Below are 20,896 nucleotides of genomic sequence, written 5' to 3' on the forward strand. Positions count from 1 at the left end.
ATGGGCAAGGCCAAAGCTCCGCGCAGGCTTGCTGATAACGAAGCGCGCGCCGTATTGCGCACGATCCGTATCAGCCCGCAGAAGCTCAACCTCGTTGCCGCGCTGATCCGCGGCAAGAAGGTCGCGACAGCGCTTTCCGATCTCGAATTCTCGGCCAAGCGGATTTCCGGCACGGTCAAGAAGACGCTGGAATCGGCAATCGCCAACGCGGAAAACAACCACGACCTGGATGTCGATGCACTGATCGTGGCGGAAGCCTATGTCGGCAAGTCGATCGTCATGAAGCGGTTCCATGCCCGTGGTCGCGGTCGCGCCAGCCGTATCGAGAAGCCGTTCTCGCACCTCACGATCGTCGTTCGTGAAGTCGAAGAAAAAGGGGAGGCCGCATAATGGGCCAGAAAGTCAATCCGATCGGTCTTCGCCTCGGCATCAACCGCACCTGGGATTCGCGCTGGTTCGCGAACACCGGCGAGTACGGCAAGCTGCTGCATGAGGACATCAAGATCCGCAAGTATCTCGAGAAGGAGCTCAAGCAGGCTGCCATCTCGAAGGTCGTGATCGAGCGTCCGCACAAGAAGTGCCGCGTCACCATCCACGCCGCGCGCCCGGGTCTGATCATCGGCAAGAAGGGCGCCGACATCGAGAAGCTTCGCAAGAAGCTGATGGAGATGACGAAGTCCGAGACGCACCTCAACATCGTTGAAGTGCGCAAGCCGGAAATCGACGCGACCCTGGTCGCCCAGTCGATCGCCCAGCAGCTCGAGCGTCGTATCGCGTTCCGCCGCGCCATGAAGCGTGCCGTTCAATCGGCGATGCGCCTCGGTGCCGAAGGCATCCGCATCAACTGCGCCGGCCGCCTCGGCGGCGCCGAGATCGCGCGCATGGAATGGTATCGCGAAGGCCGCGTGCCGCTGCATACGCTGCGTGCGGACGTCGACTACGGTACGGCCGAAGCGCACACGGCTTATGGCATCTGCGGCGTCAAGGTCTGGGTGTTCAAGGGCGAAATCCTTGAGCATGACCCGATGGCTTCGGAGCGTCGGGCCAGCGAAAGCGATGCAGCGCATGGCGGTGGTGGTGATCGCGAACGCGGTCGTCGTCGCGAAAACGCCTGAGACATTTAGGAATTTGGAGTTAGAACGATGCTGCAGCCAAAGCGCACAAAGTTCCGCAAGCAGTTCAAGGGCCGTATCCATGGTACCGCAAAGGGCGGCACCAACCTGGATTTCGGTGGTTTCGGGCTGAAGGCGCTTGAGCCGAACCGCGTCACCGCACGTGAGATCGAGGCGGCCCGCCGCGCGATCACGCGTGAAATGAAGCGCGCTGGTCGCGTCTGGATCCGTATTTTCCCGGACGTGCCGGTCACTTCGAAGCCGACCGAAGTCCGCATGGGTAAGGGCAAGGGTGCGGTCGACTACTGGGCGGCGCGCGTCAAGCCGGGCCGTATCATGTTCGAGATCGACGGCGTCAATGAAGAAACCGCCCGTGAGGCACTGCGTCTCGGCGCGGCCAAGCTCTCGGTCAAGACGCGCTTCGTGCAGCGCATCGCAGAATAAGGACGGGCTGATCATGAAAGCCGAAGACATCCGGACCAAGACCCAGGACCAGCTGACCGACGACCTGGCCAGCCTGAAGAAGGAGCAGTTCAACCTGCGCTTCCAGAAGGCCACCGGCCAGCTCGAGAAGACCGCGCGCGTGAGACAGGTCCGTAAGGATATTGCGCGTATCAAGACCATCGCTGCGGAAAAGTCCGCGGCTAAGAAGGCTTAAGGACGAAAACCATGCCAAAGCGCATTCTGCAGGGCACCGTCGTCAGCGACAAGAACGAGAAGACGGTTGTCGTCAAGGTCGAACGGCGCTTCACGCATCCCGTGATGAAGAAGACCGTGCGCATGACCAAGAAGTACAAGGCGCACGACGAGAACAACGCCCACAAGGTAGGCGATCAGGTGTTCATCCAGGAATCGAAGCCGATTTCCAAGGACAAGCGCTGGATCGTCGTGTCTTCGGACCAAGCCTGACCTCGGGCGTAAACAACGAATTTTGGACAGACCGGGGAGGGGCTTTGAGCCCATCCCGTTAGAAGAGAAGAAGGCGGCCAGTCATGATTCAGATGCAAACAAACCTCGACGTCGCGGATAATTCCGGCGCCCGTCGTGTCATGTGCATCAAGGTGCTGGGCGGCTCGAAGCGGAAATACGCTTCCGTGGGCGACATCATCGTGGTGTCGATCAAGGAAGCCATTCCGCGCGGCCGCGTGAAGAAGGGCGATGTGATGAAGGCGGTCGTGGTTCGCACGGCCAAGGACATCCGCCGCCCGGACGGCAGCGTGATCCGTTTCGACAAGAACGCGGCCGTTCTCGTCGACAACAAGAAAGAGCCGATCGGCACGCGTATCTTCGGACCGGTTCCGCGCGAACTCCGCGCCAAGAACCACATGAAGATCATCTCGCTCGCGCCTGAAGTGCTGTAAGGAGCCGGACCAATGCAAAAGATTAGAAAAGGCGACAAGGTCGTCGTGCTGGCCGGCAAGGACAAGGGCCGTTCGGGCGAAGTCCTCTCGGTGCAGCCGAAGGAAGACACCGCGCTGGTGCGCGGCGTCAACATGATCCGCCGTCACCAGAAGCAGTCCCAGTCCCAAGAGGGCGGGATCATCACCAAGGAAGCGCCGATCCAGCTGTCGAACATCGCGCTGGCCGACCCCAAGGATGGCAAGCCGACCCGCGTCGGCTTCATCTTCCAGAAGGACGGCAAGAAGGTGCGCGTCGCCAAGCGCTCGGGAGAAGTCATCAATGGCTAAGGCTCAAACCACGAAGCCCAAGGCTGAAAGCAAACAGTCCAAGGCTCAGAACACGCCGCGCCTCAAGCAGGTCTACAACGAGACCATCCGCAAGGCGCTGCAGGAACAGTTCGGCTACGACAACGAGATGCAGGTTCCGCGCATCGACAAGATCGTGCTGAACATGGGCGTTGGCGAAGCGACCGCCGATTCGAAGAAGCCTTCGATCGCGGCCGAAGACCTGGCGATGATCGCCGGCCAGAAGGCCGTCGTCACCCGCGCCCGCAATTCGATCGCCGGCTTCAAGGTCCGCGAGAAGATGCCGATCGGTGCCAAGGTCACGTTGCGCAAGGAACGCATGTACGAGTTCCTCGACCGCCTCGTGAACATCGCACTGCCGCGCGTCCGCGACTTTCGCGGACTGAATCCGAAGAGCTTCGATGGCCGTGGCAACTACGCCATGGGCATCAAGGAACACATCGTGTTCCCGGAGATCAACTACGACAAGGTTGATCAGATCTGGGGCATGGACGTCATCGTTTGTACGACTGCGAAGACGGACGACGAAGCCAGGGCATTGCTCAAGGCCTTCAACTTCCCCTTCCGCCAGTAACGGCAGCGAGAAAAGGAAAAATCTGAAATGGCAAAGACCAGCTCAGTCGAGAAGAACAACAGGCGCCGCAAGCTTGCCGACCAGTACGGTCCCAAGCGGGCTGCGCTCAAGGCGATCATCATGGATCAGTCCAAGCCGATGGAAGAGCGCTTCCGCGCTCAGCTCAAGCTTGCCGCCATGCCGCGCAACTCGGCCAAGATCCGCATCCGCAACCGCTGCGAAGTCACCGGCCGTCCGCGCGCCTACTATCGCAAGCTCAAAGTATCGCGCATCGCGCTTCGTGATCTCGGCAATAACGGCCAGATCCCGGGCCTGGTCAAGTCGAGCTGGTAAGGAGGACATAACATGTCATTGAGCGATCCTCTCGGCGATATGCTGACCCGCATCCGCAACGCGTATGGCCGCAAGAAGTCGAGCGTTTCGACGCCGGCTTCGCGTCTGCGCACCCGCGTCCTCGACGTGCTGAAGGCTGAAGGCTATATCCGCGATTACAGCCAGACCGACTTCGACAACGGCAAGTCCGAAATCGAGATCGAGCTGAAGTATTTCGACGGCGCGCCGGTCGTGCGCGAAATCGCCCGCGTCTCGAAGCCAGGCCGCCGCGTCTATGTTTCGGCCAAGTCGATTCCGCAGGTCGCCAACGGCCTCGGCATCGCCATCCTTTCGACACCGAAGGGCGTGATGGCCGACCACGAAGCACGTGAACAGAACGTCGGCGGTGAGATCCTCTGCCAGATCTTCTGATCTGGCAGTTGACCGCAAAGTGGAATCCGGTCTTCGGATCGTTCCCGAAGACAGAGACCTGAAACAAGAGAAGTGACGAGGACAACAAAATGTCTCGTATTGGAAAGAAACCCGTTTCGCTGCCGCAGGGCGTGACCGCGACCGTCAACGGCCAGACCGTGACGGCGAAGGGCCCCAAGGGTGAGCTGAAGTTCGTGGTGAACGACGAAGTCCTGGTCAAGATGGAAGGCAGCGAGATCGCTGTCCAGCCGCGCGACCAGACCAAGACCGCCCGCTCCAAGTGGGGCATGTCGCGCACGCAGATCGTCAACATCCTGCAGGGCGTCAAGGACGGTTTCGAGAAGAAGCTCGAGATCACCGGCGTCGGTTATCGCGCGGCACTTCAGGGCAAGAACCTGCAGCTGGCGCTTGGCTTCAGCCATGACGTCGTCTATGAGACGCCGGCCGGCATCACCATCACGGTGCCGAAGCCGACCGAAATCACCGTGGCCGGCATCGACAAGCAGCAGGTCGGCCAGGTTGCGGCCGAGATCCGCGAGTATCGTGGTCCGGAGCCCTACAAGGGCAAGGGCGTCCGCTATGCTGGCGAGAAGATCGTCCGCAAGGAAGGCAAGAAGAAGTAGTGGGCCTGGCCTCGAAAAGTCCAAGACTTTTCGGAAAAGGCCAAGCTGGGAAGTGTAACGCCGCGGGGAGCGGTCGCGGGAGGCGCTTTCGCCTGCCGCATATGGCGGCCCCCGTTTTTTGAAGGCAAGGAAGACCATCATGGGTACCAAGGAATCCACGCAGCGCCGCGCGCAGCGCGTCCGCCGTCAGATCAAGAAGGTCGCCGGCGAGCGCCCGCGTCTGTCGGTCCACCGCACGTCGAAGAACATCTACGTGCAGGTCATCGACGACGCCAAGGGCCACACCATCGCTGCCGCTTCGACGCTCGAGAAGGACCTCAAGGGTTCGCTCAAGACCGGCGCCGACACCGCCGCCGCCGCAGCGATCGGCAAGCTGATCGCCGAGCGCGCCACCAAGGCCGGCGTCAAGGAAGTCGTCTTCGACCGCGGCGCCTACATTTATCACGGCCGCGTCAAGGCGCTCGCCGAGGCTGCCCGCGAAGGTGGCTTGAGCTTTTAAGCATAGTCCCGAAAAGTTGCAGACTTTTCGGATAGGGATTATGCGAAGAAATTGATTTCGCCCCCGGTGACCGTTTCCCGATTTATTCGGGGCGAGGCACCGGATCTTATTAGCAACCGTGCTTCCGGAAAAAAACAAGGAACAGGATATGGCACAGGAACGTAGGGATGGCGGCCGCGGCCGCGATCGTGAAGAACGCGATGACGGCATGGTGGACAAGCTCGTCCACATCAACCGCGTCGCCAAGGTCGTCAAGGGCGGCCGTCGCTTCGGTTTTGCAGCACTCGTCGTCGTCGGCGACCAGAAGGGCCGCGTCGGCTTTGGTCACGGCAAGGCGCGCGAAGTGCCGGAAGCCATCCGCAAGGCAACTGAATCGGCCAAGCGCGACATGATCTTCGTGCCGCTGCGCTCGGGCCGTACGCTGCACCATGACGTCGAAGGACGCTGGGGCGCCGGACGCGTGCTGCTGCGCGCCGCCAAGCAAGGTACCGGCATCATCGCCGGTGGCCCGATGCGCGCTGTCTTCGAGACGCTCGGCATGCATGACGTGGTCGCCAAGTCGATGGGTTCGTCGAACCCCTACAACATGGTTCGCGCCACCTTCGACGCGCTGAAGAGCCAGATGCATCCCAAGGATGTGGCTGCTGCTCGCGGCATCAAGTATTCGACCCTTCAGGCCCGCCGCGGCACCGCCGTTGCGGCTGAAGAATAGTCGATCTGACCAGGGATTTTGACCATGGCCAAGAAAGCAACCAAGACCATCACCGTTGAGCAGATCGGTTCGCCGATCCGCCGTCCGAAGGAACAGCGCGCAACGCTGGTCGGCCTCGGCCTCAACAAGATGCACAAGCAGCGCACGCTGGAAGATACGCCCTCCGTGCGCGGCATGATCGCTGCCGTCCAGCATCTCGTCCGCGTCGTGGACGAGGGCTGAGCCAGAGCGCAGGAGAACTCAGATGAAACTCAACGATCTGCGTGACAAGGACGGCGCGACGCACTCCAAGAAGCGTCTCGGCCGTGGTATCGGCTCCGGCTCGGGCAAGACCGGCGGTCGCGGCGTCAAGGGCCAGAAGGCGCGCTCCGGCGTCGCCGTCAACGGTTTCGAGGGTGGCCAGATGCCGCTCTACCGGCGCCTGCCGAAGCGTGGCTTTAACAACATCTTCGCCAAGAGCTTCACTGTCGTGTCGCTGGCCCGCATTCAGGTGGCCATCGACGCCAAGAAGCTCGATGCCAAGGCGACCGTGACGGCTGAATCGCTGGTTGCCGCCGGCGTCATCCGCCGCGTCAAGGACGGCGTGCGCATCCTCTCGGATGGCGAGATCAAGGCGAAGCTCGCCTTTGACGTCGCCGGCGCCTCCAAGGCCGCGATCGAGAAGATCGAAAAGGCCGGCGGTTCGGTCAAGCTGCCGCAGGAAAAGGCAGCTGCCGAGTAACGGCAATTTGAAGCGCGATCGGCAAGAGTGGGATCCGTTTTTGCTCACGATTGCGCTTTGATCTGCTCAACGAGGCGACCGCGTCAACGCGGCCGCTTGCATGTTTAGAGCCCGGAGCTTATCTCGTGAGCTTCGGTGAAACGCGCCGCCTGACCTCAGGGCCATCAAGCGTTACCAAGCGGAGAATCAGGCATGGCTTCGGCTGCTGAACAATTAGCCTCGAATCTGAATTTCTCGGCCTTCGCCAAGGCGGAGGATTTGAAGAAGCGCATCTGGTTCACGATCGGCGCGCTGCTCGTCTATCGCCTCGGCACCTACATCCCGCTTCCTGGTATCAATCCCGACGCCTTCGCCCAGGCATTCTCTTCGCAGAGCAAGGGCGTGCTTGGCATGTTCAACATGTTCGCCGGCGGCGCCGTGCAGCGCATGGCGATCTTTGCGCTCGGCATCATGCCTTACATCTCCGCGTCCATCATCATGCAGCTGATGACCTCGGTCATCCCGTCACTGGAAGCGCTGAAGAAGGAAGGCGAACAGGGCCGCAAGGTCATCAACCAATACACGCGCTACGGCACCGTGCTGCTTGCGCTGGTTCAGGCCTATGGCATTTCTGTCGGTCTGGAAGGCGGCAACGGCATCGTCAGCGATCCCGGCATGTTCTTCCGCATCTCGACCGTTGTCACGCTGGTCGGCGGCACCATGTTCCTGATGTGGCTGGGCGAGCAGATAACCGCGCGCGGCATCGGCAACGGCATTTCCCTGATCATCTTCTCCGGCATCGTCGCCGGCCTGCCGCACGCCATCTCCGGCACGCTGGAGCTTGGCCGCACCGGCGCGCTGTCGACCGGCCTGATCCTGGCGATCATCGTGCTGGCCGTCGTCGTCATCGCACTCATCGTGTTCTTCGAGCGCGCCCAGCGCCGCTTGCTGATCCAGTATCCGAAGCGCCAGGTCGGCAACCGCATGTTCCAGGGCGATACCTCGCATCTGCCGCTGAAGCTCAACACGTCGGGTGTCATTCCGCCGATCTTCGCCTCGTCGCTGCTGTTGCTGCCGGCCACCGTCGCGGGTTTCTCGCAGACGACCAACATGCCGGCCTGGGCAAGCACCATTCTGGCTGCACTCGGACATGGCCAGCCGCTCTACATGGCATTCTATGCGGCGATGATCGCGTTCTTCGCTTTCTTCTACACTGCGATTGTCTTCAACCCGAAGGACACCGCCGACCAGCTCAAGAAGCATTCAGGCTTCATCCCGGGTTATCGTCCGGGCGAGCGCACCGCCGATTACATCGATTACGTTCTCACCCGCATCACCGTCGTCGGCGCCATCTATCTGGTGCTGGTGTGCCTGCTGCCGGAGTTCCTGATCTCGGCGACTGGCGTACCATTCTACCTTGGTGGCACATCGCTTCTGATCGTGGTCAGTGTCACGCTCGATACGGTTGCGCAGATTCAGGGCCACCTGATTGCGCACCAGTATGAAGGCCTGATCAAGAAGTCGAAGCTGCGCGGGGGGAAGAAAGCCAGATGAGGTTGATATTGCTTGGGCCGCCAGGAGCGGGCAAGGGGACGCAAGCACAAAGACTGGTAGAAAAACACGGCATACCCCAGCTCTCGACGGGCGACATGCTGCGTGCTGCCGTCCAGGCAGGCACCGAAGTCGGCAAGCGCGCCAAGGCGGTGATGGATGCCGGTGAACTGGTGTCCGATGCGATCGTCAACGCGATCGTCGGCGAGCGTATCGATCAGCCCGACTGCGCCAAGGGGTTCATCCTCGACGGCTATCCGCGGACCCTGGTGCAGGCGGATGCGGTCGAGCAGATGCTGTTGGATCGCTCCCAGGCCCTCGACGCCGTCATTGAGCTCGTGGTCGACGACAAGGCTCTGGTTGGCCGGATCGTCAAGCGCGCCGACGAGGCGCAGGCAGCCGGCCTTCCCGTTCGCAAGGACGACAACCCGACGGTGTTCGAAGAGCGCCTGAGGGAATACTACAAGAAGACGTCGCCGCTGATTGGCTACTACTATGGCAAGGGCAAGCTCCGCAGTGTCGACGGCATGGCCGATATCGACGCCGTGACGGAACAGATCGAAGCGGTGCTCAAGGACGCAGTGCGGGGAAATTAACGATTGCACTTGACGGAAGCGGTTCGCTGCGGTATGGCGGCCCGTCTTCCTATCAGGCATGAGCTTTGCTTGTCCGCAAGGGCAAGGCAGCCGCATTGAACTGGAAACTCCCGCATGGGCCGGCCTCCACCGGACGCGGGGCAACTTAAGACAGCGCCGTGCCCGCCTCGTTTTTGAGGATTGGCCGGCCCACATGGAGAAGGGAAGAACATGGCTCGTATAGCCGGCGTCAACATTCCGACCAACAAGCGCGTTGTCATTGCGCTTCAGTACATTCACGGCATTGGCAAGCGGTTCGCCCAGGAGATCGTCGACAAGGTCGGCATCCCGGCCGAGCGCCGCGTCAACCAGCTGACCGACGCGGAAGTGCTGCAGATCCGCGAAACCATCGACCGCGATTACCAGGTTGAAGGCGACCTGCGCCGCGAAGTCTCTATGAACATCAAGCGGCTCATGGACCTCGGCTGCTACCGCGGCCTGCGTCACCGCCGCTCGCTGCCGGTCCGCGGCCAGCGCACGCATACCAATGCGCGCACCCGCAAGGGCCCGGCCAAGTCGATCGCCGGCAAGAAGAAGTAATTTGTTAGGGGAATAAGGGAGTAGGGGAATAAGGGAGTAGGGGAGTAAGGCAGTAGGGAATGCCCATCAATCGGGCCGCACTTTTCCCTACTCCCTTACTGCCCTATTCCCCTACTCCCTTACGAAGGTGGAGCCGCTGGCATTACGGCGGTGTAGAGATCAACTGAAAGGACTATCATGGCCAAGGAAGCCGCTCGTGTTCGCCGTCGCGAACGCAAGAATATCTCGTCGGGCGTTGCCCACGTCAATTCGACCTTCAACAACACGATGATCACCATCACCGACGCGCAGGGCAATTCGATTGCCTGGTCGTCGGCCGGTGCCCAGGGCTTCAAGGGTTCGCGCAAGTCGACCCCGTTCGCTGCCCAGATGGCTGCCGAGGATGTTGCCAAGAAGGCCCAGGAACACGGCATGCGCATGCTCGAAGTCGAGGTCTGCGGGCCCGGCTCCGGTCGTGAATCGGCATTGCGCGCCCTGCAGGCCGCCGGCTTCACCATCACGTCGATCCGTGATGTGACGCCGATCCCGCACAATGGCTGCCGCCCGCGCAAGAAGCGTCGCGTCTAAGCATTTATCGAACGCCGCGCGAGCGCCCTTGGGCGCTCCTCCGCGGCATTCCAGGTCGCCCGCCACGATTGGATGGTGGCGGGTCAACGGAAGGAAAGCATCATGATCCAGAAAAATTGGCAGGAACTGATCAAGCCGAACAAGATCGAGTTCTCGTCGAAGAAGAAGACGCTGACCACGCTGGTCGCCGAGCCTCTCGAGCGTGGCTTTGGCCTGACGCTGGGCAACGCGCTGCGCCGCGTGCTTCTGTCTTCGCTGCGCGGTGCGGCTGTTACCGCCGTGCAGATCGACGGCGTTCTGCATGAATTCTCGTCCATCGCCGGTGTGCGCGAGGACGTGACCGACATCGTCTTGAATATCAAGGAAATCGCCATCCGCATGGAAGGCGATGGTCCCAAGCGCATGGTCGTTCGCAAGCAGGGACCGGGTGCTGTTCTTGCCGGTGACATCCAGACGGTTGGCGACGTCGAGATCCTCAACCCCGACCACGTCATCTGCACGCTGGACGAAGGCGCTGAAATCCGCATGGAATTCACCGTCGACACCGGCAAGGGTTACGTGCCGGCCGACCGCAACCGCGCCGAAGACGCGCCGATCGGCTTGATCCCGGTCGACAGCCTTTATTCGCCGGTCAAGAAGGTCTCCTACAAGGTCGAGAACACCCGCGAGGGTCAGGTTCTCGACTATGACAAGCTGACCATGACGATCGACACCGACGGTTCGATCACCGGCGAGGACGCGGTGGCTTTCGCCGCCCGCATCCTGCAGGACCAGCTCGGCCTGTTCGTCAACTTCGACGAGCCGCAAAAGGAAGTCGCCGCCGAGGCCGTCACCGAGCTCGCCTTCAACCCGGCGCTGCTCAAGAAGGTCGACGAACTCGAGCTTTCGGTGCGTTCGGCCAACTGCCTGAAGAACGACAACATCGTCTATATCGGCGACCTGATCCAGAAGACCGAAGCCGAGATGCTCCGCACCCCGAACTTCGGCCGCAAGTCGCTGAACGAGATCAAGGAAGTCCTGGCGGCGATGGGCCTGCACCTCGGCATGGAAGTGCCGGACTGGCCGCCGGAAAATATCGAAGACCTCGCTAAGCGTTACGAAGACCAATATTGAGCATGAATTCCAAGGATCGGCGGCGTGGGCCGCTCGATCCGACGGTCATGCGGAAAACCATCAGAGGCCACGGCCTCTTGAACAACTGAAGAAGGAAAAGAGCCATGCGCCACGGTTTCAAAGGCCGTCGCTTCGCCCGAAGCATTAGCCATCGCAAGTCGATGTTCGCCAACCTCGCCGTGTCGCTGCTCGAGCACGAGCAGATCGTCACGACCTTGCCGAAGGCGAAGGACCTGCGTCCGATCGTCGAGAAGCTGGTGACGCTCGGCAAGCGCGGCGACCTGCACGCCCGCCGCCAGGTCATTGCGCAGATCGGCAATGAAGGCGTCGTCAAGCGTCTGTTCGATACCATCGCGCCGCGCTACGCCAACCGCAATGGCGGCTATCTGCGCATCATGAAGGCGGGCTTCCGTCACGGTGACAACGCCGCCATGGCTGTCATCGAGTTCGTCGATCGCGACGTCTCGGCCAAGGGCGCAGGCGACCGCGCTCGCATCGAAGCCGAAAGCGCTGACGCGGACGCCGCAGCCGCATAAGGCTCGGTTTTCCCAAATGACTTCAAAGGGGCCTGCGGGCCCCTTTTTTGTTTTCTGAAAGCAGCAAACCGCGGCGGAATCCGATTTCCTGGCTTGGCCCTGGGGTTTTGGCCCAAAATAGTCGGATTTCAGCGGCTTAGCCTTTCATTTTGCACAATCGTCGGGACAATGCCCCCGAACCTGCCTTGGAGGATTCGCGAATGCGCGCCAGAAGACTGCCCTTTGTTCTGCTTTTCGCCGTCATGGCGTTTGCGGCCGCACCGGTGGTCAGGCAAGCATTGGCCGAGGATACCAAGACGGATCCCGGCCTGTCCGATGTGCTGACCGAACTGCTGCATGGCGTGGAAGGCGAAAACGCCACGGCTGGGCCCGACAAGCGCGTACCCTTCGGCCGCGAGGAGGTGCAATTGTCCTTTGCGCCGCTGGTCAAGCAGACAGCCCCGGCGGTGGTCAACGTCTATGCCTCGCAGACCGCCAAGGTGACGTCGCCTTTCGACGGCGATCCGTTCTTCGAGGAATTCTTCGGCCGCTCGCAGCCGCGTGCGCAGTCTTCGCTCGGCTCCGGCGTGCTGGTCGATCCGACCGGCGTCGTGGTCACCAATTACCACGTCATCAAGGATGCCGACCGGGTCAAGGTGGCGACGGCGGACGGACGCGAGTTCGACAGCAAGGTGCTGCTCAAGGACGAGACACTCGACCTCGCCGTGCTCAAGATCACCTCGGACAAGCCGTTTCCGGTTATCGCCATCGGCGATTCCGACGCGCTTGAGGTCGGCGACCTGCTGCTGGCCATCGGCAACCCCTTCGGCGTCGGCCAAACCACCACCAGCGGCATCGTCTCGGCATTGGCCCGCAGCCATATCGGCGTCTCCGATTCCAGCTTCTTCATCCAGACCGACGCCGCCATCAATCCGGGCAATTCCGGCGGTGCGCTGATCAACATGGGCGGCCAGCTGGTGGGCATCAACACCGCCATCTACAGCCGCAGCGGTGGTTCGATCGGCATTGGCTTTGCCATTCCCTCGAATATGGTTCGCGCTTTTGCCGACGCGGCCAAGGCCGGGCTCGACTTCTTCGAGCGGCCCTATGTCGGCGCCGAGTTCGAAGCGGTGACGCCGCAGATCGCCGAATCGCTCGGCATGGAGAAGCCGACCGGTGCGCTGGTCTCGTCGGTCGAAGCGACCGGTCCGGCCGCCAAGGCAGGGCTCAAGCCCGGCGACGTGGTGCTGCAGCTCAACGGCAAGCCGGTCGAGAGCATCGAAGCGCTGGACTACCGGATGGCGACGCTGTCGATCGGTACCACCGCCAATTTCGCGGTTTTGACCAAGGGCCAGCAAGCGGCGATGGATATAGCGCTGGAGCGTGCTCCGGAAGGCATGAAGGCTGCCGAGGTGACGCTGCATGGCCGCAGCCCGTTTTCGGGCGCCAAGGTCGCGGAGCTGTCGCCCCGGCTCGCGCAGCGGCTTGGCCTGCGCACGGACATCAAGGGCGTCACCGTGGTCGACATCAACCGCGATTCTCCGGCCGCCGATTTCGGCTTCCAGCCGGGCGACATCGTGCGTGAGGTGAACGGCACCACCATCGATACCGCGGCGACCCTGGAGCTGGCGGCCAAGACGGATACGCGCTGGTGGCGCTTTACCGTCGAGCGCGGCGGGCAGATAATGCGTCAGGTGTTGCGTTATTAGGGCTGGGCTCCGTGCATTCGGGCTCATGCTCCAACGAAAAAGAAGTGCATGGCCGATCTGTTCAGCGTCGATGAACCGGAAAAGACCCCGCCCGGGCGGCCGCTGGCCGACAGGCTGCGGCCGAGAAACCTTGGCGAGGTCGTCGGCCAGGAGCATCTGACCGGCCCTGACGGCGCGCTGACCCGATTGATCGGTTCCGGCTCGCTCGGCTCGATGATCTTCTGGGGGCCGCCCGGCACCGGCAAGACCACCGTAGCGCGCCTGCTTGCCGGCGAAACCAGCCTGGCCTTCGAGCAGATATCGGCTGTCTTTTCCGGCGTCGCCGACCTGAAAAAGGTGTTCGAAGCGGCCAAATTGCGCCGCACCAATGGCCGCCAGACCTTGCTGTTCGTCGACGAGATCCATCGCTTCAACCGTGCCCAGCAAGACAGCTTTCTCCCGGTCATGGAGGACGGGACAGTCGTGCTGGTTGGCGCCACGACCGAAAACCCGTCCTTCGAACTGAATGCCGCTTTGTTGTCACGCGCGCGCGTTCTGGTCTTCCATTCGCTTGGCGAGGAGAGCATCTCCAAGCTGATGGTGCGGGCGGAGGAGACCGAGGGCAGGGCGCTGCCGCTCGACGACGAGGCGCGGGCCATGCTCATCCGCATGAGCGATGGCGACGGCCGGGCGTCGCTGACGCTCGCGGAAGAAGTCTGGCGGGCAGCCAAACCCGGCGAGGTCTTCGATCCCGAGGGTCTGCAGCGCATCGTCCAGCGCCGCGCTCCGATCTACGACAAGGGCCAGGACGGCCATTACAATCTGATCTCGGCGCTGCACAAATCGGTACGCGGTTCAGACCCTGACGCGGCTCTCTACTATCTCGCACGCATGTTCGATGCGGGCGAGGATCCACTCTATCTAGGCCGCCGGCTGGTGCGCATGGCCATGGAAGACATCGGCCTTGCCGACCCGCAGGCGCTTGTCGTCGCCAATGCCGCCAAGGATGCCTACGACTATCTCGGCTCGCCCGAGGGCGAGCTGGCTTTTGCCGAGGCCACCGTCTATCTCGCCACCGCGCCCAAATCCAACGCCGTCTACAATGCTTTCAAGGCCGCCACGCGGGCCGCCAAGGAACACGGCTCGCTGCTGCCGCCCAAGCACATCCTCAACGCGCCGACAAAGCTGATGAAAGCGGAGGATTACGGCGCCGGCTATCGTTACGACCATGACGAGCCGGACGCCTTTTCGGGGCAGGATTATTTTCCGGAGAAGATGGGCCGCCAGACCTTCTATGATCCGCCCGAGCGCGGCTTCGAGCGCGATATCAGGAAGCGGCTCGACTATTGGGCGAAGCTGCGCAAGGAGCGGGAATAGCGGGTTTGCGTGAGGCCGTTGACCAGATCCGCCAGGCAGCCAGCCGGCCACGATAGCAGGGCCGTTGTGTGGTAACCCAAAAAACCTTATCAAGGCGCACGGCCGGGCGGTGGCCGTTGCCTTGATTTGGGCACCTCATTCGCAACAGGATCGCGCTTCGCGCGTGGAAAAATGACAAAAACCCTTCGCAAATCCCTTCGCAAGTTCGCCATTGCCATCCCGCTTCTCGCCCTTGGCTTCTATTTCATTCCCATCCTGACGACGATCTTCATCATCTGCGGCCTGATCGACGTGCTGCGCAACGACCGCAAGGATCTGTCGCTGTTCTCAGGCTATTTTCTCGGCAACGGCCTGTTCACCTGGCTGCTTTCGCCGTTCAATCTGCTGGTCGACCTCATGTGCTACAGAAATCCGGGCGTCTGGAAGCTGGAGCAGTTTCCCGCCGACTATCAGCGCGAGGTCAACGAGGTCCTGGACATCTTCAAAGCGCGCAAGGATGAGATCATTGCCGACATCGACGCCAATTTCGGCGCCGGCCGGCGCGGCATGTATGTCTACCAGTGGTACGGCAAGCACAGGATCGATAATGTCGCCGAGTTCAACAAGGATTTCAAATATATCAAGACCATAGCCGTTTCCGTCTTCAGCAAGCGCGAATCGACGTCCTGGCATTTCGGCCCGCTGCGGCTCAGCCTGCGCATCCTCTACAATCTGATCCCGGTGAAGTCGGAGATTTTCGTCGAGTGCGGCAACGTCAAGAATTACTGGTACGACAATCCGCTGTTCATCTTCGACGACACGCTGCTGCATCGCTCGGTCAACGAGTATGACGGCCGCCGCTACTGCGTGTTCATGGACATTATCAGGCCGTCTCCGGTTCCCCGTCTCATCGCGGGCATGCTCGCCATCGTCTCGGTCAGCGTCGAGCGCATCAATTCCATGTTCTACAAGAACTGGAAGATGATCGGCTCGACCAAGCCGAAAAATGCCGGGACGACCTGAGCTTTAGAGAACCGGCGCTGCCGGCGGCATTTGGGTGCTCCGCATGTGAGATTTGGCCCATCCTTGTGGCCGCTCATGCGCCGGAACGGCTCCTGGCTGCATGAACGGCGGCCCCGGGCTGACTTTGACAGTTCTGCCTCTCCCCTCCTGGCGGCTTCAAGTGACGAAGAACAGATCTCTCGGATTTTGGGCAACGACCTATGTGTGCACCGCTCTGCTGGGAGTTGCTCTTGCTCTCACCTATGTAGGGCTTGAACAGCCTGTCTATTACTGGGACTTCGCTGCCTATTTCGACACGTTCAGCCAGCAAGGCACGCTCTTGGTTCAGAGCCCTCTCGAATGGCTCAGCCACCTGAGAACCTCGATAGCCACGGATGACTACAGTGCGGCGATCCTGGTGCCGCTGATGCCGTTTCACATCATTTTTGGCGATTCGAGGTTTTCCTACATCGCCGGAACAGTCGCTGTTTATCTGGTCCCGACCGCTCTTCTCATCGGCAGAATAAGCTATCTGGAGGCGGCGACCGGAACATCTTCATGCCGAAGCTGGCTCACCGTATGGATTGCGGCCTTTCTCTACACGCCCTTCTGGGCGGCGACGCTCCGTGGGTTGCCTGACATTGCCGGCTGTTTCGCGCTTTGCGCGGCAACCTATTTTCTCTGGAAATCGAGGTTCCTGACCCATGAACCGGTGATCAGCGGAATACGTGTCGGCGTATGCCTGTGGTTGGCATTCGTGCTGCGCCGCTGGTACGCCTATCCCGTCATCGGGGTCGGAATTTCCGCAGCCTTCTTCTGTTTTCTGCAGGCGAAAGACCGGGACTTTCCGGCACTCCGCAATGCCGCCGTCGGGAGCCTGTGTGCGATCCTCGTGGTATCGGAGCCGCGCTGACCTTCCAGCAACCCCTGATGCTCAAGATACTGGGAACCAGCTATGGCGACCTTTACAGCGGATACAAGACAAACTTCGGTTCACAGCTTGGCCAGGTAGGATCGCGGCTCAGCTATGTGAACTGGCTGTTGATCGTATTTGGCCTTTACATCTCCATCATACGCCGAAAAACAGATTTTCCCTGTTCTGTGCCGTTGCTTCGGCACTCACCTTCGTCCTCTTCACCCGCATGCAGGACCCGGATCGCCATCATTCGGTGCCAGTATTTCTTTGGCTCTTTCCTGCCTACGCCCAGGCAATCGTTGCGATCGTTTCGATGCCGGCACTGAGATCGCTATGGTCGAACGCCGCGATAGCCGTTGCCGCCGGGCTGGCGTTTTTCGGTACTTTTTTCCCGACTGGCCGCCAGGTGCTGTCACCGATCAGCTACGTCTTTGCCAGCGAAGCCACGCTCCCGCTGCACCTCGACAATCTTCCAGAATACAGGCGCCTTATCGATGACCTTCTTGGAAAGATGGGACCTGAGGACCGGTTGTCGGTGTTTGCATCCAGCGGGATGATGAGCGATTCATTGCTGTATGAAATGGACAAGGACCTTTACCCTCGCATCGAGTGGGCTTGTCAGGTCGATAGTCGCGATCGATTCAGACCGGCGACGTTGAAGTCCAAATACGTTGTCGTGACCGACCCGCCCGTTATCCATCTGCAGCCGGGCGCGCAGCTCTGTGTCTCGATACCGGACCAATACATTGTCGAGGGCAAAGGCATCGCCGCAGCATACAGGCGCATCGCGGCGTACCAGCTGTCCGGCGACGTCAAGGGCTACCTCTACGAACAGGTGCGCCCAATCGGCAAAGCGGAGATCGATGACCTCTATAACGAGTTCAGGAAAAAATATCCGAGATGGGCAACGCCTGAGTGGTGACGAACTCGGCCGATCCGTGCGGTTGCGCGCGCAACAAGGGATTGACCGGGCAGCCGTGCGGGGGCAGTAAACGGTCATGTTCAATCTGCTTCTCGTCGTCGTCGGTGGCGGCATCGGTGCCGGAATTCGTCACCTCACCAACATCGGCGCATTGCGCCTTGTCGGCCCAAACTATCCCTGGGGCACGATGGCCATCAACGTCATCGGCTCCTTCGCCATGGGGCTGTTCATCGCCTCCATGATGCGCCGTGGCGGATCGAACGAGGTCAGGCTGTTCGTTGCTACCGGCATTCTTGGCGGCTTCACCACCTTCTCCGCCTTTTCGCTCGATTTCGCGACGCTGTGGGAGCGGGGAGCCACGCTGCCTGCACTGGCTTATGCCCTTGCCAGCGTCGTTGGCGCCATTATCGCCCTGTTTCTGGGACTTTGGCTCGCAAGAAGCCTGCCTTAGTGCTATTGCCGCGCCAAGAACAGGCCGAGCTTCGCTCGGGAAACGGATAAGCGACAAAAAACATGGCAGGCGTTGAACAGATCACGGTGGAGGCCGGCGAGGCGGGCATGCGGCTCGACCGCTGGTTCAAGACCCATTTCCCGGGCCTTGGTTTCGGCCATTTGCAGAAGCTTCTGCGCTCCGGCCAGATCCGTGTCGACGGCGGCCGGGTCAAGGCCGACACCCGTGTCGAGCCCGGCCAGATGGTTCGCGTCCCACCGCTCGAGGTCGACAAGAAGGGCGAGAGTGCGCTGACCGGCCACTCGATCCGCAACCAGGGCGATGCCGATGTTCTCGCCAAGATGCTGATCCATGAGGACCCTAAGGTTTTCGTCTTCAACAAGCCGGCGGGCCTTGCGGTGCAGGGCGGCTCGGGCGTCACCCGCAATGTCGACGACATGCTGGAAGCCTGGCGCAACCAGAAGGGCGAGAAGCCCAGATTGGTTCACAGGCTCGACCGCGACACTTCGGGTGTTCTGGTCGTCGCCCGTAGCCGGCTGGCCGCCATGAAGCTCTCGGAAGCGTTTCGCGCCCGCGAGACCAAGAAGACCTATTGGGCGCTGGTTAAGGGCGTGCCGCCCAAGCGCGAGGACAAGATCTCGACCTGGCTGATCAAGGAGCCGACGCCGGACGGTGACCGCGTGCGGGTCGCCGCGCATGGTGAAAAGGGCGCCGACCACGCTGTGTCCTACTACCGCATCATCGAGCAGGCGGCGCAGACGATGACCTGGCTGGAGATGGAGCCTTATACCGGCCGCACCCACCAGCTTCGCGTTCATGCCGCCCACATCGGCTGTCCGATCCTGGGCGATCCGAAATATTTCGAGGCCGACACCAACTGGGACTTTCCCGGCGGCATTCAAAACCGCCTGCATCTGCATGCGCGCCGCATCATCATTCCGCATCCCGACAAGGGCGTCATCGATGTCACCGCGCCAATGCCGCCGCACATGCGACAGAGCTGGAACCTGATCGGCTTCGACGACGCCAGCGCGGAGGACTGATCGTGAGCGGCGCCACCGACGGGCTCGCCACCGATACGCTTGATCGTCGCGACACGGTCGACATGGCCGCCGCCGCCATCATGGTCGGGCTGACCTTTTCCTGGGGGCTGAATTACGTCGCCGCCAAGATCTCCTACGCTGGCTATGATCCGGTTTTCCTATCGATCGCGCGCTCGATCATCGGCGGCCTGTGTGTCTTTGCCTGGTGCCGGTGGCGCGGCATCGCGCTTTTCACGCGCGACGGGACCTTGCTCGCCGGCATCGTGGTTGGCGCGCTTTTCGGCATCGAGTTCCTTTGCCTTTATGTCGGCCTGGAGCATACGACCGTTGCCCGCAACACGCTGCTGGTCAACACGATGCCGTTCTGGATGCTGCTCGGCGGCCATTTCCTGCTTGGCGAGCAGATCACGTTGAGAAAATTCCTTGGCCTGCTGCTGGCCTTTGCCGGTCTTGCCGCGGTGTTTTCCGACAAGCTCGGCGGCGGCGGAGACATGCTGTTCGGCGATCTCCTGAGCCTCGGCTCCGGATTCTTCTGGGCTTTGACCAACATCCTCATCAAGCGGTCGAAGCTGGTCGAGGCGAGCGCCGAAAAGCTTCTGCTTTACCAGCTCGCCGGGGCAGCGATCGTAGGCGTCTTGGTGCTGCCTCTCGCCGGCCCGCCCGTTCGCGATCCGACCGTGCTGCCGACTTTGGCGCTGCTTTTCCAGGCTGTCTACATCGTCGCCTTCACCTATGTGCTGTGGTTCTGGCTGCTGCGGCGCTATCCGGCATCAGGCCTGTCCAGTTTCACCTTCCTGTCGCCGGTTTTCGGCGTGCTGTGCGGCGCCATGTTCTTGAATGAGCCGCTGACCATGCGCATTTTCCTGGCACTTGGCCTAATTGCCGCCGGCCTGATCATCGTCAACCGGCCGGCGCGCAAGCTGACGCCGGTGTAAGAGAGACCTTCATGCGTGATATCCTCAACGACCTCGAAGCGGGCAAATATCTTTCCCATCCCGATCCGGTGCGTCGCGCCCAGATCCAGATGAAGACGCATCTGCCGAAGCGCTTCTACAAGGCCGCCTCTGTCGCACCTGTCGACAATGGGTTTGCCGTGCATCTCGACGGCAAGCCGGTGCGCACCCCGAGCAAGGCGCTGCTGGCGCTGCCTACCGAGGCAGCAGCAGTGCTTGTCGCCGACGAATTCGCCGCCCAAAGCGAGACCATCGATCCGGTGACCATGCCGGTGATGCGTCTCGTCAACACCGCCATCGACGGTGTCGCCAGCGACCCCCAGGCGGTGCTGGAGGATATCCTGCGCTTTGCCTCATCCGATCTGCTCTGCTATCGCGCCGACGCACCGCAAGGGCTGGTGGAGCGGCAGAGCCAGCATTGGGACCCGGTGATAGACTGGGTGAGGGGAACACTCGGGGTCCGCTTCAATCTCGCCGAGGGCATCATCCATGTCGAGCAGCCGCGCGAGACCATCGCCGTGCTGGGCAGCCATCTTGCCCAGCGAACAGAGCCGCTGCGGCTCGCCGCCATCCATGTGATGACGTCGCTGACCGGTTCGGCTCTGCTGGCGCTGGCTGTCGATTTCGGCGAACTCGATGCCGATCCTGCCTGGGCCGCTGCCCATGTCGACGAGGACTGGCAGATCGAGCATTGGGGGCAGGATGCGGAGGCCGTTGCCCGCCGCGCGGCTCGCAAGCGCGACATGATGGCTGCTGTCGGCCTGCTGGAAGCGCTCAAGCGCTAAGGAGTTTTCCCAGCTCGCCCGGATTCATCCCGCAGTGCACCTAATACCAAAGTCATAATCCCAAAGACGCGCTGCCTTTGGCAGGCGCTTTCTGTCATTTTTCCGAATGGCTGTCGTTGAGTCCGTGCTCGGAGGAGAACGCGGACGGTGTCGCGCAGCATCGAGAACGGGTCTCACGGGAGGATAACG

General features: G+C 61.4%; 30 protein-coding genes. All 30 read left to right on the plus strand.

Translation table 11 applies throughout. The features are described 5' to 3' along the window. Positions 1-390: a 50S ribosomal protein L22 gene (gene rplV / locus NKI21_RS13285; protein WP_006205462.1), complete on the plus strand. Its 390-nt coding sequence runs from the start codon at positions 1-3 to the stop codon at positions 388-390. Then, entirely contained in the window at positions 390-1,115 is a 726-nt protein-coding gene (gene rpsC / locus NKI21_RS13290) for a 30S ribosomal protein S3 (RefSeq protein ID WP_013531426.1), read from the plus strand. Before rplV ends, rpsC begins: the two co-directional genes overlap by 1 nt. Positions 1,116-1,142: 27 nt before the next feature. After that, complete coding sequence (gene rplP, locus NKI21_RS13295) at positions 1,143-1,556, plus strand: 50S ribosomal protein L16 (RefSeq protein ID WP_013531427.1); 414 nt, start codon at positions 1,143-1,145, stop codon at positions 1,554-1,556. Between the two features lie 13 nt (positions 1,557-1,569). Further along, positions 1,570-1,770: a 50S ribosomal protein L29 gene (gene rpmC, locus NKI21_RS13300; RefSeq protein WP_006205459.1), complete on the plus strand. Its 201-nt coding sequence runs from the start codon at positions 1,570-1,572 to the stop codon at positions 1,768-1,770. Between the two features lie 11 nt (positions 1,771-1,781). Beyond that, complete coding sequence (gene rpsQ, locus NKI21_RS13305; RefSeq protein ID WP_010909280.1) at positions 1,782-2,021, plus strand: 30S ribosomal protein S17; 240 nt, start codon at positions 1,782-1,784, stop codon at positions 2,019-2,021. Positions 2,022-2,104: 83 nt separating this feature from the next. Beyond that, positions 2,105-2,473, plus strand: a complete 369-nt coding sequence (gene rplN / locus NKI21_RS13310; protein WP_006205457.1) for a 50S ribosomal protein L14 — start codon at positions 2,105-2,107, stop codon at positions 2,471-2,473. Between the two features lie 12 nt (positions 2,474-2,485). Continuing rightward, positions 2,486-2,800, plus strand: a complete 315-nt coding sequence (gene rplX / locus NKI21_RS13315; protein WP_013531428.1) for a 50S ribosomal protein L24 — start codon at positions 2,486-2,488, stop codon at positions 2,798-2,800. After that, a complete protein-coding gene (gene rplE, locus NKI21_RS13320; RefSeq protein ID WP_013531429.1) occupies positions 2,793-3,392 on the plus strand; it encodes a 50S ribosomal protein L5 in 600 nt (199 codons plus the stop codon). Before rplX ends, rplE begins: the two co-directional genes overlap by 8 nt. A gap of 27 nt (positions 3,393-3,419) precedes the next feature. Continuing rightward, positions 3,420-3,725 (plus strand): 30S ribosomal protein S14, encoded by a 306-nt coding sequence (gene rpsN, locus NKI21_RS13325; protein ID WP_013895695.1) that lies wholly within the window; start codon positions 3,420-3,422, stop codon positions 3,723-3,725. Between the two features lie 12 nt (positions 3,726-3,737). After that, on the plus strand, positions 3,738-4,136 hold the full coding sequence (gene rpsH / locus NKI21_RS13330; RefSeq protein WP_013531431.1) for a 30S ribosomal protein S8: 399 nt from the start codon (positions 3,738-3,740) through the stop codon (positions 4,134-4,136). A gap of 89 nt (positions 4,137-4,225) precedes the next feature. Further along, positions 4,226-4,759: a 50S ribosomal protein L6 gene (gene rplF, locus NKI21_RS13335; RefSeq protein ID WP_013895694.1), complete on the plus strand. Its 534-nt coding sequence runs from the start codon at positions 4,226-4,228 to the stop codon at positions 4,757-4,759. A gap of 139 nt (positions 4,760-4,898) precedes the next feature. Then, on the plus strand, positions 4,899-5,258 hold the full coding sequence (gene rplR / locus NKI21_RS13340) for a 50S ribosomal protein L18 (protein WP_027038735.1): 360 nt from the start codon (positions 4,899-4,901) through the stop codon (positions 5,256-5,258). A 148-nt stretch (positions 5,259-5,406) separates the two neighbouring features. Beyond that, on the plus strand, positions 5,407-5,970 hold the full coding sequence (rpsE, locus tag NKI21_RS13345) for a 30S ribosomal protein S5 (protein ID WP_006333394.1): 564 nt from the start codon (positions 5,407-5,409) through the stop codon (positions 5,968-5,970). 24 nt (positions 5,971-5,994) lie between these two features. Beyond that, the gene (gene rpmD / locus NKI21_RS13350; RefSeq protein WP_006205449.1) at positions 5,995-6,192 is read left to right on the plus strand and encodes a 50S ribosomal protein L30; all 198 of its coding nucleotides are present in this window, start codon (positions 5,995-5,997) and stop codon (positions 6,190-6,192) included. A 22-nt stretch (positions 6,193-6,214) separates the two neighbouring features. Then, the gene (gene rplO / locus NKI21_RS13355; protein ID WP_352441553.1) at positions 6,215-6,691 is read left to right on the plus strand and encodes a 50S ribosomal protein L15; all 477 of its coding nucleotides are present in this window, start codon (positions 6,215-6,217) and stop codon (positions 6,689-6,691) included. Between the two features lie 192 nt (positions 6,692-6,883). Next, positions 6,884-8,224: a preprotein translocase subunit SecY gene (secY, locus tag NKI21_RS13360; RefSeq protein WP_023812083.1), complete on the plus strand. Its 1,341-nt coding sequence runs from the start codon at positions 6,884-6,886 to the stop codon at positions 8,222-8,224. Then, positions 8,221-8,817, plus strand: coding sequence for an adenylate kinase (locus tag NKI21_RS13365; RefSeq protein ID WP_352441552.1), 597 nt, complete (start codon positions 8,221-8,223; stop codon positions 8,815-8,817). The genes secY and NKI21_RS13365 overlap by 4 nt, the downstream gene beginning before the upstream one ends. Before the next feature lie 210 nt (positions 8,818-9,027). Continuing rightward, complete coding sequence (gene rpsM, locus NKI21_RS13370) at positions 9,028-9,396, plus strand: 30S ribosomal protein S13 (protein ID WP_013531437.1); 369 nt, start codon at positions 9,028-9,030, stop codon at positions 9,394-9,396. Positions 9,397-9,573: 177 nt separating this feature from the next. Then, positions 9,574-9,963 carry a 30S ribosomal protein S11 gene (gene rpsK / locus NKI21_RS13375; RefSeq protein WP_006205444.1) on the plus strand — a complete coding sequence of 130 codons (390 nt, stop codon included), beginning with the start codon at positions 9,574-9,576 and terminating at the stop codon, positions 9,961-9,963. A gap of 102 nt (positions 9,964-10,065) precedes the next feature. Further along, complete coding sequence (locus NKI21_RS13380) at positions 10,066-11,076, plus strand: DNA-directed RNA polymerase subunit alpha (protein ID WP_023812081.1); 1,011 nt, start codon at positions 10,066-10,068, stop codon at positions 11,074-11,076. Positions 11,077-11,180: 104 nt separating this feature from the next. After that, positions 11,181-11,612, plus strand: coding sequence for a 50S ribosomal protein L17 (rplQ, locus tag NKI21_RS13385; RefSeq protein WP_013531439.1), 432 nt, complete (start codon positions 11,181-11,183; stop codon positions 11,610-11,612). Between the two features lie 200 nt (positions 11,613-11,812). After that, complete coding sequence (locus NKI21_RS13390; protein ID WP_352441551.1) at positions 11,813-13,300, plus strand: DegQ family serine endoprotease; 1,488 nt, start codon at positions 11,813-11,815, stop codon at positions 13,298-13,300. A 48-nt stretch (positions 13,301-13,348) separates the two neighbouring features. Beyond that, positions 13,349-14,656: a replication-associated recombination protein A gene (locus NKI21_RS13395; RefSeq protein ID WP_023812079.1), complete on the plus strand. Its 1,308-nt coding sequence runs from the start codon at positions 13,349-13,351 to the stop codon at positions 14,654-14,656. Between the two features lie 171 nt (positions 14,657-14,827). Continuing rightward, the gene (locus NKI21_RS13400) at positions 14,828-15,658 is read left to right on the plus strand and encodes an aspartyl/asparaginyl beta-hydroxylase domain-containing protein (protein ID WP_023812078.1); all 831 of its coding nucleotides are present in this window, start codon (positions 14,828-14,830) and stop codon (positions 15,656-15,658) included. Between the two features lie 160 nt (positions 15,659-15,818). After that, positions 15,819-16,550, plus strand: a complete 732-nt coding sequence (locus NKI21_RS13405) for a hypothetical protein (protein ID WP_352723005.1) — start codon at positions 15,819-15,821, stop codon at positions 16,548-16,550. Between the two features lie 256 nt (positions 16,551-16,806). Next, positions 16,807-17,475, plus strand: coding sequence for a hypothetical protein (locus NKI21_RS13410; RefSeq protein ID WP_245273248.1), 669 nt, complete (start codon positions 16,807-16,809; stop codon positions 17,473-17,475). A gap of 76 nt (positions 17,476-17,551) precedes the next feature. Continuing rightward, the gene (crcB, locus tag NKI21_RS13415) at positions 17,552-17,926 is read left to right on the plus strand and encodes a fluoride efflux transporter CrcB (protein WP_023812077.1); all 375 of its coding nucleotides are present in this window, start codon (positions 17,552-17,554) and stop codon (positions 17,924-17,926) included. A gap of 62 nt (positions 17,927-17,988) precedes the next feature. Continuing rightward, positions 17,989-18,969, plus strand: coding sequence for an RluA family pseudouridine synthase (locus NKI21_RS13420; protein WP_023812076.1), 981 nt, complete (start codon positions 17,989-17,991; stop codon positions 18,967-18,969). Between the two features lie 62 nt (positions 18,970-19,031). Then, complete coding sequence (locus NKI21_RS13425; protein WP_352866038.1) at positions 19,032-19,904, plus strand: DMT family transporter; 873 nt, start codon at positions 19,032-19,034, stop codon at positions 19,902-19,904. 11 nt (positions 19,905-19,915) lie between these two features. Next, positions 19,916-20,707, plus strand: a complete 792-nt coding sequence (locus NKI21_RS13430; protein WP_023812074.1) for an ATP12 family chaperone protein — start codon at positions 19,916-19,918, stop codon at positions 20,705-20,707. Positions 20,708-20,896 lie beyond the last annotated feature (189 nt).

Source organism: Mesorhizobium sp. M0715 (assembly GCF_040320355.1).
Taxonomy (GTDB): domain Bacteria; phylum Pseudomonadota; class Alphaproteobacteria; order Rhizobiales; family Rhizobiaceae; genus Mesorhizobium.